Here is a 13,515-nt window from a genome sequence, read left to right as displayed (position 1 = left end):
AATAAACCCGATACTAGAGTACTTATGAAGAACGTGAAAGGCATTAAACTTGCATTCCTTTCTTATACAGAGAGCACGAATGGCCTGGAATCAAGTCTTTCAGCCAAAGAACTGGATTCAATGATTAATGTGATTAACAAAGACAAAACCAAGCAAGATATCGCTTACGCCAAGTCTCAGCAGGGGGAGCGATTATCGCGTTTATGCATTGGGGTGTCGAATATCAACGAGAGCCTCCCTCTGTTCAGCAAGATCTTGCATCATGGTTGGCGGACGCCGGAGTCGACATCATTCTGGGCAGCCATCCTCATGTCATCCAGCCAACCAAGTGGATCGAGTCAGGCCGCGAGAAGGGGACTTTTGTCGTGTACTCGATGGGAAACTTCATCTCGAATCAGCGAACGGAGACACTCGATAACCCGTACACAGAAGATGGCGTCATCCTGCAATTCCGGTTCAGCAAGAATCGGGAAAACATTTGGGCTGCCGAACACCAATCGAGTATGCGGCGCTCATACGAAACAATGATGGCTCAGATGGAAGAAGACGATCGGCAGTTCAAGATTTCTCATTAGAAGATTTAGGAAATGATGCTATACTTAAAACAGAGCATGCCAAATTACCCTCCATCGCTACTTTGTGAGTTTTTAGGAGGAAACATTCAAATGAAAAGCAAACTTCTAACGACAAAGTGCCAGCTGTATAAAATTGTAGATAACGTTAAGAATTCGGAAACGTTTGTCGTGGTGGATCAAAAAGCACTTCTTATTGGAAACGGGTTTGGCGGGTCGGTTTAACAAGCGCGGTACCATTCGATGTCAATAAAGACGGAATTCGGGACCTTGTATATGCCTATTCATGGGGATCAGGTATCCATCGCTCTGTTATTTCGTGGATCGATATCAAGAGCTTTACCGAGCATCATGTTGAAGACCGGCCTGACAGAGCGATATCCAGAGCGGATGATTTGATATTGAAAATTGAAAATAATGAATTTTACAATCATCTATACCAGGAGTGATCGTCATGAACCATTCCAAGCTGAATGAATACCGCATGCTGAACCAGCACGCCCGCAAAGGGCAAATCTTATTTGTAGGATCTTCTCTAATGGAAGGATTTCCGATTTATGAAATGCAGCTGACGTTGAATCTTGGTCTTGATCGCGTTATCTATAATCGCGGAATAGGCGGTACGACGACCGCAGACCTGCTGCAATCGATGGATGTCTGCATTTTTGATCTAGAGCCAAGCAAGCTCTTTATTAATATCGGCTCGAATGATATCGGAGCCAGCGGGAAGGAAGGGTACAGCAAAGATACTTTGCTTATCAATTACAATACCATTTTAAATCGGATTAAAGCTCGATTGCCGTTGTGCGAGGTTTTCGTGATGGCCTACTATCCGATCAATGCGCAAGCGGATTTCGGGCTTGATATATGCGAGAAGAAATTGATGTTTGCTACCCGAACAAACGCCAATATTCTAGAGGCGAATGAAGCAATCGAACGATTAGCCAAGCAGCATGGATTTTCTTTTATCAATGTGAATGAAGGCTTAGCAGACGAGATAGGAAATTTGAAGCAGGAATTCACCGTAGAAGGCATCCATTTATGGCCAAACGCTTACACGGTCATTCTCGATAATTTAAAAAAGCATTTGTAAACAGGTTAAGAAAACAGGATTAGAATGTCGAATTTGGAACCCTTGACATATGGAACTGTAACTAATATAATTACAGTAATAAAGGAATAAGAAGGACGGCTGGCCGGGCAAACTGCTTATGCAACGTCCTCTTTTCTTAATCCAACTGTAATCATAATGGTTACAGTTAGGTTGTCCATTCTAATGACAAGGTGGTGCTGACGATGAGCTTTGCGATCAGTGATTGGGTACAAGGCAGAACGAAGGACGGGGAACTTATTCAAGGATTTATTACGTCAATGAACGATAGACAAAACACTGCAAGCGTTTATGTCGTTCAATCCGATCACGATGCGGCGGTCGGCACTACGGTGACTGTGTTGAGCGGCTGGATCAAGGAGCAGCCTTCGGTGCAGGTGCTGGACTACGAGGAGCCGATCCTAGACTTTATCGAGCTGGCGCTGGCCACGCGTGACGAAGAATGGTTCGCGGAGCTGACGGAGCGGCTGCACGAGGTCATGCATAAGCAAGCGAGCGGCAGCAACAACGCTCCGATTCTGTATAACCGTAAAAATTTCGGCCGCATCATCAGATGAGGCTCGCATATCCAAGATTGTGGTAGCACTCAGCGGCTACCTTTTTTTGTTTTATTACGCGACAAAACATTTTCACTACATATTGTGCCCCAATTAACGCAGGAGAAGATAGATGGACATTTGTCCCGCAGAATCGGAATAAAATGAAGCGAGCAAGAAGGAGAGAGGATAAGAACGATACCACTAGGAGGTCATCAATCTATGCAACGACCCCAAATATGGCATTATGGCCTTGTCGCGCGGGCGCATGCCGAATTGTGGACGGAAACGGGTCCGGAAGCGGCGTACTACAAGAAATTGATCGAGACATCCGGACAACCGGCGCTTGATCTGGGCTGCGGCGGTGGACGCTTATTGCTCCACTTGTTGCAAGATGGTCTGGATGTCGATGGCTGCGACTATTCGGAGGATATGCTTGCTGTCTGCCAGGAGCGAACAGCAAAGCAAAGCCTTTCACCTCGGCTCTATGCGCAGGCCATGCACGAGCTGGATTTGCCCCGGCGCTACAGGACGATATTTGCCTGCGGGGTGATTGGTCTCGGTGGAGTGCCTCGTCTGACTATGCAGGCCATGCAACGCTGCCATGAGCATCTGCGTCCAGGCGGCACATTCGCATTCAACTATACGGCGCGATGGAACGATCCGCCCGCTTGGCTGGCGAGGTTGCCTGAGTACAGGCGTGCTGAACCCGAAGGATGGCCAGCATCCGGTGAGCGCCAGCGCCTGGCCGACGGCACGGAGCTTGAAATCGCTGCCCGCTCACTTGAGACAGATCCCATGGAGAATGTGTCCACCCGTCAGATGCGGCTCCGGCTGTGGCACGAGGGGAACCTTATCAAGGAGGAAGTTCACACGCAAAGGTTGGATGACTATACGAAGAACGAGTTGGTGTTGATGCTTGAGCGTGCAGGCTTCAGCGACATTCAGATCTTTGGAGATTTCAGCGACGAACCAGCTACCGCAGACCACAATGAACTGATTTTTATCTGCCGAAAGTAACGCCAATCCAATGGGTATGGCCATGAAAGTCTATGAAAATCACGCTTGCCTACAAGGTGAATTTGCCTGCAGGCAGGCGTTTTTTTATGCGAATATTAGCCAAACGATTACTCTACAGGCGTAATCGCCGTGATGATGGATTGCTCCGCTTGCACCAAACGCTGTGCAGCGTTCATGTTACCGACTGCATCGGTAGCAAACAGGTTGATGACAATGTTCGAACTTGTCACTCTCAGTTGCGTTTCATACGCGGGAACTCCGCTAATATCAATTGTTTTCGTCGTAACGTCGAGTGGATAGAGCGAGAATAGCTGATGGACATACGGGATTTTAGGCGTCGCAGCTGCACTCAAGCTTACAAGGAAAACCTCCAGCTCGATCGTCGCAGCCGCAGACGGGTCATCGTTGCTAATCATAATTTTTAAAGCAGTGGATGGGCTTAGCCCTGAATTGAGGATTGGCCCACTGCTAAAAGTAGGCATACCTATTACCTCCTTCTCAAGTCATGTCAGTCTCTTGGAGTGAGCATGAGGAGCGGCGTCGCTTCTGCCCGTAACACCCGCAGGTCGGCATGAAGATTACCGTGCTCATCCACCGGGAAGACATTAACGACCATATCACCGCTTCCCGGACCGGTTAGCTCATACTGGATTTCAATGCTTTGGTACGACTCCACGTTGTACCTTCGGGTAATCGTCCTTTCAGGCGGTAAGGCTAACAGCTCAGACGCGAAGGCCATTCGTCTTGTTCCACTCAAGAAATAGGCCGCAATTTGAATCGATGCCGAGTTAATCAGACTATCGTTGCTAATTAGAATCATAACAGCGGATGCTGCACGAGAAGCTGAAGCGACATTGTGCAGGAGACCGGTTGAAAATACGGCGGCGAATTGAATTTTCGCGATGAATAGATCAGCACGGCCGCCGAAAAAAGGCTGAAACACTTGGCGCGTAACGGGAAAATCAGACGCCCATGATTCTCCCAAGAGATAGAGATTGCCAGCAGGATCCACTGCGATACCTGAGCCGCCGTCTATGCCGGAACCGCCGAGATAGGTTGAGAAAACGAGAGACGAGCCCTCAGGGTTCAAGACGGTGATGAACGCATCATTCGTTCCTCCGTATACGGACTGAACCGCATCCGGGGTAACCGGAAAGTCCGGGGAACTGGTCACACCGGTAACGGCAACTTGGCCTGAAGCATCCAACGCGATGTCGAAGGCCGCCTCTGTGCCGGCCATGAAACCTCCTAGGAAAGTGGAATAGACGAGCGCACTGCCGGTTGGATTCATTTTAGTGATAAACGCCATACTGGATGATACATAATTGGTGTTATAAGCTCCGGGCGTAACAGGAAAATCAGAGGAGTAAGTTTGCCCGGTCATGTAGGCATTGCCGGCGTCATCAATAACGATGCCTTCCGGGTGATCCGTGATGTTTCCGCCAATATAGGAGGAGTAGATGAGCTCCGAGCCGACTGCATTCAGTTTGGCTACAAACCCGTTTGTATAGCCGAGCTGCATGGTTTGGAAAGCGCCGGGAGTAACAGGAAAGTTTAAGGAGGTTGTGCGCCCCGTTACAAAGGCGTTTCCAGCTGAATCAATCGCAATTCCGGTCCCGGTATCTTCGTACAGCCCACCAAGATAAGTCGAATACACGAGCGCCGTGCCAGCGGCATTGAGCTTGGATACGAATACGTTCCCGAAACCCGCAAGGGTAGGCTGGTACACACCGGGCGTAACAGGAAAATCAGCCGATCTTGTCGTGCCGGTCACGTAGGCGTTGCCGGAATCATCAATAACGATGCCGTTTGCGAATGAACCGTTGCTGCCGCCTAAGTATGTGGAGTAAACGAGTGCTGTTCCAGTCGGATTGAGCTTAGTCACGAATGCACTGTAATTCGTTAATGGCATTGTTTGAAAGGCACCGGGCGTAGTGGGGAAATCCAATGTATCGGTGATGAGTGTTATGGTGTGGCCGGTTACGTAGGCATGACCTGACGAGTCGACAACGATGCTCTTGCCTACATTATCGGATCGCCTTCCTCCGATATAGGTAGAGTAGAGGATCTCCGTTCCTTTCGGGTTGATCTTGGTTACAATCACATCGCTCACACCGGTTAAGGTGTTGCTGAACGCACCGGGAGTGACCGGGAAATTGGCCGAACCGGAGTAGCCCGTAATATATGTGCATTGTGAAGAGTCAAGCGCAATATCGCTCGCCGATGAATCTATGCCGCTTCCTCCGAGAAAAGTTGAGAAAGTAAGGATGGGGTCGATGACAAGCGGCAGTGCGGCGTCGTAGTCTTCCTCCAGTTGAAAGCCGACAGTAAAGCTTCCATCTAGATCCGGTTGAAGGATGAAGCGACATGCCAGGCTCCGAGTGCCGCCGTCCATCTCTTGGTATGCGACTGGTTTCAGGTCCATAAGCGTACCGGAAGGAGTTGCAATTAACAGATTTCCATCCATGTCGAGCTGCAGTTCATCCGCACCTTCGCAGCGAAGTTGAACATCCTCGATGCGCGATCCCGGGCTCAGATGTACATCATATTTCAGTTGTAGGCTTTGTCCGTAGAAGATAACGTCAATGCCGGCCCATACCTCTCGGTAAACGACACGCTTGTACAACGGGAGAGCGATGTGATTACCTGCTGGGTCATTTCCGCTGAGTCGATTAAATGTTCCTTGCCCGGGTTGTTGTCCCTCCGGCAAGACAGCTGACTGAGTACCTCGGAAAGTCCAAGCGAGGGTGACGCCCTCCGCACTGCTCTGTTGACCTACTTCATTGGTCTGCCGTTCCCAATACGTCATCCACGCAGTACCTGCTCCAAACGCATAGCGGCATCCCTGCATCTGCGACTGATAAACAATCCGGCTATCCGCGATCTGTCCTCTGTTTGGAACGAAAGACAACGGAATCTTCCCGTATGATTGCGTGGCCAATTTGCTTTGCTGCTTCATTAAGGGCATCACTATCACCTCAATCTTGCTTTTCATAGAATACTAGCATTGTATGTTTCTAAATGACGTTTCGCTACAATGGAAGCGTTGTTTGACTATTCAGCTCCGATGGAGGCCGGTTATGCTAACCATATTCATTACGCCAGCGGGCAGGAAAACGGAGTTATTATAAAGAAATTAGAGGAATTCATTTCAAACGATGGCCAATTCTACCGTTAATTGAATCTTCCAAAGCCTGCAATTTCAACTAACGCTTGATAGGTTGTCATTCGAAGGTGTGCTATGCTGATTCCGACATTGCACTTCATGATGCTGTACGATTAATTAATTACTACAATAAGGGGGATTTAAAGTGTCAACTGAGAAAGGAGCGACGTACTCCGCTTGGTCAAACATCAGTTATGCCATGCGGTTGCACTGGCGGGCAAGACCACTTACGCTGATTTGTTGTGTCATCTCGGTGCTGGTAGGTGTCGGTCTGCCATTCGTAAGTATCCTTATGCCCAAAATTGTCATCGACAATATTACAGCAGGTGTCACGCCAGGCAGGTTTATATTGTCAGTTGGCGCAATGGCGCTTCTTCTGGCCTTGCTGAGCAGTGCGAAGAGCTACGCCGACCTCATTACCAATGAATCTGTCGGTACAATCAGCATATTGAAACATCTTCAAACTACGATGCATAAGCATCTAAATATGGACTTCGAGGTGTTAGAGAGTCCCGGATACGCCAAGCTGGGGGAAAAGGCATGGCGCGCCATGCAAAGCAACCACTCTCCCGCCTCCAACATACCGCGCAACACCTCCCAGCTACTAATGAACGTATTAGGTTTTGTTACATACGGGATGGTTATTGTAACGGTACATCCTCTCATTATTCTCTTTCTGGCTGTCTCAGCCGGGATCAATTGGCTGGCGCTCTCGCGGGCCCGCAAGATTGAGATGGCCACGCGCGAGGAGCGGTCCAAGCTTCATGGCAAGCTGTGGTATATCCAGAAAGTATCGAAAGAGCCGTCAGGCGGCAAGGATATACGCCTATATGACCTAGGCAGCTTAATCAACGGCATGTTTCGAAACGTACTCGCTGCCAGCACCAAGAAAGAACGGGAGGTAGCGACAGGCGACATGAAGGCTCATCTGTCGGATGCAGCGCTCAGCCTCCTGCGTGACGGTGCAGCATACGCGTTTCTTATTTATTTGCTGATCCACGACAAGATGACCTTGGGCAATTTCGTGCTCGTGTTTGCCGCCATTGGCGCGTTTGCCGGTTGGTTATCGGGCATATTGAGAAGCTCAAGCGAGCTTATGCGTGCTTTAAGCGAGATGTCCGATATTCGCGTTTATCTTGACGTCCCGGATATTTCAAACACCGGCGCCGGCCATGAGCTGCAATCCGGAGACAAGCTGCCTCCCGCGATTACGCTTAGAAACGTCGGCTATACCTATCCGGAGGCAAACAAACCGACCCTTACCGGCATAGATCTTGATATTAAACCGGGGGAGCGCATTGCCATTGTCGGGGGTAACGGGGCAGGCAAGACGACGTTTATCAAGCTCTTATGCGGGCTCTATAAACCGACATCCGGCGAGATTACGCTCGGAGGCGTCGACATCACGCGGTATAACAGAGATGAATTCTTTGCGCTCTTCTCGACGGTGTTTCAAGATATCCATTTGTTCTGCTGTGATATTGCCGGAAATATATCTCAACAATCGCCTGAAAAGACAGATTACGGGAAGGTAAAGAAATGCCTGGAAATGTCCGGTCTTATGGATAAAGTGAGCGGGCTTGAGAAAGGGGAGTCAACGCTGCTTGTGCGCCGCGTACACAACGATGCAATTGAGCTCTCAGGCGGCGAGCAGCAGAAGCTTGCGCTGGCGCGCGCCTTGTATAAAGACGCGCCGGTTATTATCCTGGATGAGCCGACTGCTGCGCTTGATCCTATCGCGGAGAGCGAAATCTATCAGCGTTACGCCGAGCTGACTGCCGGTAAAACCTCCATTTATATCTCCCACAGACTGGCAAGCACGCGTTTTTGCGACAGGATTCTGTTCATTGACGGCGGAGGCATCGCCGAGTGCGGCACGCACGACGAGCTTATGAGACATGGCGGGAAATATGCGGAGATGTTTAACGTCCAGTCCCACTACTACAAGGACGGGGAGGTTTCCGAGAATGAAGACGCGCTCCATCTGGCATAACCTGCGACGCGGATACGGGATTGTAAATCGCCTTACGCCGACCTATATTCCGCTTACTTTCGTCTCTTCTTTCATAAACGCCGTACAGCCGTTAATGATACTTTTCCTGTCAGCGCAGATCATTAACGAGTTGGCCGGCGCGCGCGACACAAGTCGCATCATCCTGTACGCCGCGCTTGCAGTAGGGCTTGCATTTGTATTGTCAGCTGCAAACGCCGCTGTCTCTCGCCGGGTTACGACTTTAAACAGTACCTTGTGGGCGCGTTTCTACTTCTTCCTGGGCAATCGGTACATGCAGCTTAATTACGATCAAGTGGAAGATACGATGAATAATGAAAAGTTAGCGGATATTGAAGCGAAGACAAACGGCAACGGACTTGGTCTTCTTCGTCTGCACTACAGTTTGCCGGAACTGTTGCAGCCGATTTTTGAACTAATCGCGTCTATCGTACTGTTCTTCGGCATGTTTACGGCTGTATCTTCTTACGAAAAGTCGTTTATAACCTCTCCGTTTGCTACCGTTTTGCTGATCATTCTCGTTCTGCTGATCCTTCCCTTTACGTACGTGCTCAAGAAGAGGGAGGAGAGGATCCAGCAAACGGTGTTTGAGGAAAACCCGAAGTCAAACACCTATGTCCATTTTTTTAACGAGTATATGAAGGCAAAGAATGCCGCGAAGGATATTCGCCTTTATAAACAAGCCTCAGCGATCGAGGAACACTATAATAAATCAGTTGGAGCGGAGTTCTGGTACAGAATTTTCGACTTAATTGGTAAAAACAACGCATTGGCAGCGGCTGTAAATGCCGTGCTGGGCGGCTGCGTCTATCTCTTTATCGGTCTGCGCGCCTTATATGGCATGTATCCTTTAGGCAGCGTGGTTCAATATATCGGCGCGGTTTCCGGCGCAGTAGGCGCGCTGGCCAAGCTGGTCTCGGTTCTGGGCAACTTTATTACGAACAACCAGTATCTCGGCCAATTCTTCGATTATCTCGACCTGCCGGACAACATGCGAGAGAACAAGGGAAACAGACCAATCCCGCAAGGGGATCTGGAATTTGAGTTCCGTGACGTGTCGTTTAGGTATCCCGGCGCCGACAATTATGCCATTAAACACCTTAGCATGAAGTTCAATATCGGCCAGCGGCTTGCTGTCGTAGGGCTGAATGGCAGCGGCAAGACGACTATGATTAAGCTCCTATGCCGGCTTTATGAACCTACAGAGGGAGTAATCACATTAAACAATATCGATATCAGAGAGTACAACTATTCGGCCTATATGGGCGTTTTCAGCGTCGTGTTTCAAGATTTCAAGCTCTATTCCTTCTCACTTGGCCATAACGTTGCCGCGTCGGAGAGCTATGATGCAGAATTGGCGAAGGAATCACTCATTTTGGCTGGGTTTGGATCGAAGTTAAACAACATGACGGGTGGGCTTCATACCTTTTTGCACAAGGATTTTTCCGATGACGGCGTTGAAATTTCAGGAGGCGAAGCACAGAAGGTTGCGCTGGCACGGGCACTGTATAAAAACGCGCCTTTTGTGGTTCTTGACGAGCCAACTGCGGCACTGGACCCCATCGCGGAGTTCGAGATCTATTCCCGATTTAATGAGTTAATCAGCAACAAGACAGCAATCTTCGTCTCCCATCGGCTCTCTTCCTGCAAGTTCTGTCACGACATCGCCGTATTTCACGAGGGTCGTCTCATTCAACGCGGATCCCATGACGAACTTATAACCGACCGGGGCGGGAAATACGCGGAACTGTGGAATGCCCAGGCACAGTATTATGTCGGAGCGTGATATTTCCATTGCGTTGTTTTGGTTCAAGCTGCGTCACATATGTTCTTGTATTAATAAAAAGAAAGTGGGGTTTAGCTGCAGATGAATGATGCGCTTGACTTCTCAACAGATGAGAAAGGGATTCGGCAGGGGATTCGTGCGCAACCTTCCTTCCAGTTCATTTACCGATCTTGGCGGGGGATACAACTTGAATTTGTTGGTTTCTTACAGGGAAAAGCCCCATGTTGTACGAATTTATCTACCATCAGTATCATTGGAACGATTAGAAGGGATCCAACAAGCAATGGTGGCATTGCAAGGCAAGGTGCCATGTGCTGTATTATTGCCCACTTGTGATGGTCAAACCCATTGTGCATGGGAAGACCGCTTCATAACCGCAGAGGAATTTGTACCCAGTAACGGAACAATGGATACGTGGGAACGTTTGACGATAGGTTTACCTCAGTTAGGTCGTATCCATTCCATCTTTTCATCATTGTCTTTGCATCATGATGTTGGACATAAACCGTTTGCAAATCATATACCGGCTGAAACCGCTTTATCCATGACCCGTAAAGGGGTTGCTCGCATGCGCGCTTGGACAAACCTGACCGAGCACGAACAACTGGTTGCAGATACTGCAGAAGAGTTGGCTGAACGCCTAGATAAACTTGAGCAGCGCCTTCCATGCCAACTGGTTCATGGAAACTGTTGGGATAATAATGTGCTTTTTCAAGATGACCGTCTTGTTTTGGTAGGGGATTTTGACTTTATGGGAATGCGCCCACGCATTGATGATGTAGCATTGACATTTTATTTTGCAGACGCTAAATACTCACTGTTTACGCCGGATAATGGGAATAGATTCATTCGGTTTCGTAAGCTTCTACAAGCATATAATGAAGGATTAGATATTCCATTATCGGCTGATGAACGTGCTGCGTTACCATTAGCTATGGCGAGACAGCCTTTATGGGGCATCGGTGGATGGGTGACACGCTTGGAAGACAGCGATGCCGCTCGAAATTATGCTTCCGATATGTTGTGGTATGTAAAATGGGGATTATCGATAGTAGACTCGCTGGATGAATGGCGTGAAGCATTTGCATAATAGTTCTGTGGACAAAGTGATGAACACAATACTCGCCTATGACGAAGCTGCCGGCACGATCGGCCGCTCGACTGCAACAATCCGTGACGAATGAGAGGGTATGCCATGAAATCTATGAGATTTGACAGCTTAACGATTCAAGCTCTTTTCGAGAAGCATAGTCTCGGACGAATTGAACGTATAGAATATTCGGATCGGGGAATCGTGAATCCTTGTGTTTTTATTAACGATCATTATGTAGTTAGAGTAAATGTCAGAGACGTGGAGCTCCCGAAATTTGACAATGAGCAGCAAGCGCTTCAACTGATGAAATCGGAAGGCATACCGGTTCCAGATGTTTATGTTTTTGATAACAGCCATGAACATTTACCATATGAGATATTGATTACAAGCAAGATGCCGGGCATCGATATATGGAAGGCGTCGGAAGCGGCTACCGATGAAGCAAAAATCAAGCTGGCATATAACTCGGGCGTTTTGCTTGCCCAAATTCATGGTATTAGGCGGGATAGGTTTGGAGAGCTTGCTCTCTCGTCTACTAATCAATATGACAGCTGGCAGCGGTATTTAGTTGAGGGCATGAAGCAACGAACCAATCGTTGTCTGAAGCTTGGCATTTTAAATCCTGAGGAAGCCGAGCGTTATGTCTTCGTATATAAGAGAGCAACGAGTTTGTTCAGTGGAATAGCAACAGCATCGTTGGTTCACAACGACTATCATTTTGCGAACATGCTGTGTGCAGATGGAGAGATTACAGCAATTCTAGATATGGAGTGGTCGATTGCCGGCGATCCGGAGTTCGACTTCAAATCGCTGCATTCCAGGGAGGTATTCACCCAATTACCGGAGTTGCAGCAGGCATTCATGGCAGGATATTCAAGCCTACGCAAGCTGTCACCTTTTTTTGAAATCAAGCAGCTATATTATCAGCTCTTTGAAACAGTCGAGCTCCTATCGGTGTCCTATCTGCATTGGGGAGAAGACTCCTACCAAGGGTATAAAGCTAGTGCCAAGTCATGGTTAGAGCAGATTGAAGCTGCATGGTCAACAGGATACTAGAATGAATCCGGATCGGTGGCCGGTTCACAACTATGTTGCATGAAGGTATTATTTGAAGAGGTGTGCACTTTATATGAATGTACATGAACAAATCGAAACGTATATTGCCAGCCAATCTGAACCAAAGCATAGTGATTTGGAAGCTTGCACCGCATCATTCTGCAAGCAATGCCGGAATGTAAATTATGGTTTTTGGACGGTAAAAACAATGAAAATATAACAAAATTGGGATTGATCCGCGCGCAACTTTGGGAGGACAAGTTCACTATGGATAATCGGCTTATCGCATCGTTCCGAAAGCTTACGCGCAGTACGAGGTGGGAACTGCGAGACAAGATTGATCTGCAATTCAACAACGGCCATGCCCAAGGAATGGTTCGCATCGGGGATCTCTTCTACATGTCCTCGGTTGAGCTTGCCGGGATGCCGGTTCGTTATGATATACCGCAGGACGGGTATGACCGTTCTCCCGGCAGGGGAATCGGCCACCTGTTTGCCTTTGACACCCGAGGGAAGCTCGTGAAGCATACGCTGCTTGGCGATGGAGACGTGTACCATCCGGGTGGCATTGATTTCGACGGTGAGCATCTATGGGTGCCGGTCGCCGAATATAGGCCGCATAGCGAATCCATCGTGTACAAGGTGGATCCGGTGACGATGCTCGCAGAGGAAGCTTTTCGCGTCCGGGATCATATCGGAGGCGTGGTTCATGACCGCCGGAACGGATCGCTGATCGGGAATAGCTGGGGCTCGCGCACGTTCTATGAATGGAACAAGGCGGGGAGGATGCTGCGGGCGAAAGACAATGCGAGCCACTTCGTGGATTATCAGGATGGCCAATATGCTGGCGATGGGATAATGATTGTGAGCGGCATCTCCGAGCTGGCGAATCCGGCAGGTGGCTATGCCGAGCCGTACGAGCTAGGTGGTTTAGCCCTGATAGATATGAACGCGCTGGAGGCTCTTCACGAAGTGCCCATCGCGGAATTTTCGCCGCAGGGACATGTGATCACCAGAAATCCGGTATTTCTCGAGACTGCGGGCATGGAGCTGCGGATGTATGCGGTGCCGGACGACGAGCGCGGCTCTCTGCTGGTCTATGAGACACGCAATTTGAACCCGGCATGACCGAACGAATCGGAATGCTGCAAGCGCAGTCGATAG

The 13,515-nt window shown here is 49.0% G+C and carries 11 protein-coding genes and 1 pseudogene; 10 read left to right on the top strand and 2 right to left on the bottom strand.

What is annotated here, in order from left to right:
* Positions 1 to 161 precede the first annotated feature (161 nt).
* The 5 genes and pseudogenes from I8J30_RS09800 to I8J30_RS09785 all read left to right on the top strand — a co-directional run.
* Positions 162 to 575, top strand: a pseudogene (locus tag I8J30_RS09800) (CapA family protein); the annotation flags it as partial.
* Between the two features lie 90 nt (positions 576 to 665).
* Positions 666 to 797 carry a hypothetical protein gene (locus tag I8J30_RS33620; protein ID WP_276316118.1) on the top strand — a complete coding sequence of 44 codons (132 nt, stop codon included), beginning with the start codon at positions 666 to 668 and terminating at the stop codon, positions 795 to 797.
* Positions 798 to 1,026: 229 nt separating this feature from the next.
* Entirely contained in the window at positions 1,027 to 1,665 is a 639-nt protein-coding gene (locus tag I8J30_RS09795; protein WP_210657729.1) for a GDSL-type esterase/lipase family protein, read from the top strand.
* A 203-nt stretch (positions 1,666 to 1,868) separates the two neighbouring features.
* A complete protein-coding gene (locus I8J30_RS09790) occupies positions 1,869 to 2,240 on the top strand; it encodes a hypothetical protein (RefSeq protein ID WP_210657727.1) in 372 nt (123 codons plus the stop codon).
* 201 nt (positions 2,241 to 2,441) lie between these two features.
* Positions 2,442 to 3,239, top strand: coding sequence for a class I SAM-dependent methyltransferase (locus I8J30_RS09785; protein ID WP_210657725.1), 798 nt, complete (start codon positions 2,442 to 2,444; stop codon positions 3,237 to 3,239).
* 107 nt (positions 3,240 to 3,346) lie between these two features.
* On the opposite strand, the gene I8J30_RS09780 is transcribed toward I8J30_RS09785, so the two are convergent.
* Complete coding sequence (locus tag I8J30_RS09780) at positions 3,347 to 3,721, bottom strand: hypothetical protein (RefSeq protein WP_210657723.1); 375 nt, start codon at positions 3,719 to 3,721, stop codon at positions 3,347 to 3,349.
* A gap of 26 nt (positions 3,722 to 3,747) precedes the next feature.
* Positions 3,748 to 6,207 (bottom strand): DUF7948 domain-containing protein, encoded by a 2,460-nt coding sequence (locus tag I8J30_RS09775; RefSeq protein ID WP_210657721.1) that lies wholly within the window; start codon positions 6,205 to 6,207, stop codon positions 3,748 to 3,750.
* A gap of 343 nt (positions 6,208 to 6,550) precedes the next feature.
* On the opposite strand from I8J30_RS09775, the gene I8J30_RS33950 reads away from it, so the two are divergent.
* The 5 genes from I8J30_RS33950 to I8J30_RS09750 all read left to right on the top strand — a co-directional run bounded on the left by I8J30_RS33950 (position 6,551) and on the right by I8J30_RS09750 (position 13,479).
* A complete protein-coding gene (locus I8J30_RS33950; protein WP_210657719.1) occupies positions 6,551 to 8,398 on the top strand; it encodes an ABC transporter ATP-binding protein in 1,848 nt (615 codons plus the stop codon).
* A complete protein-coding gene (locus I8J30_RS09765; RefSeq protein ID WP_210657718.1) occupies positions 8,373 to 10,202 on the top strand; it encodes an ABC transporter ATP-binding protein in 1,830 nt (609 codons plus the stop codon). Before I8J30_RS33950 ends, I8J30_RS09765 begins: the two co-directional genes overlap by 26 nt.
* A 187-nt stretch (positions 10,203 to 10,389) precedes the next feature.
* On the top strand, positions 10,390 to 11,292 hold the full coding sequence (locus I8J30_RS09760) for a phosphotransferase enzyme family protein (protein ID WP_210657715.1): 903 nt from the start codon (positions 10,390 to 10,392) through the stop codon (positions 11,290 to 11,292).
* A 105-nt stretch (positions 11,293 to 11,397) separates the two neighbouring features.
* Positions 11,398 to 12,351 (top strand): phosphotransferase family protein, encoded by a 954-nt coding sequence (locus tag I8J30_RS09755; RefSeq protein ID WP_210657713.1) that lies wholly within the window; start codon positions 11,398 to 11,400, stop codon positions 12,349 to 12,351.
* A 267-nt stretch (positions 12,352 to 12,618) separates the two neighbouring features.
* Complete coding sequence (locus tag I8J30_RS09750; protein WP_210657711.1) at positions 12,619 to 13,479, top strand: DUF6454 family protein; 861 nt, start codon at positions 12,619 to 12,621, stop codon at positions 13,477 to 13,479.
* Positions 13,480 to 13,515 lie beyond the last annotated feature (36 nt).

The sequence above is a fragment of the Paenibacillus lignilyticus genome (assembly GCF_017942085.1).
Classification (GTDB): Bacteria; Bacillota; Bacilli; order Paenibacillales; family Paenibacillaceae; genus Paenibacillus_Z; species Paenibacillus_Z lignilyticus.
This window is presented reverse-complemented; position numbering and strand designations above follow the sequence as displayed.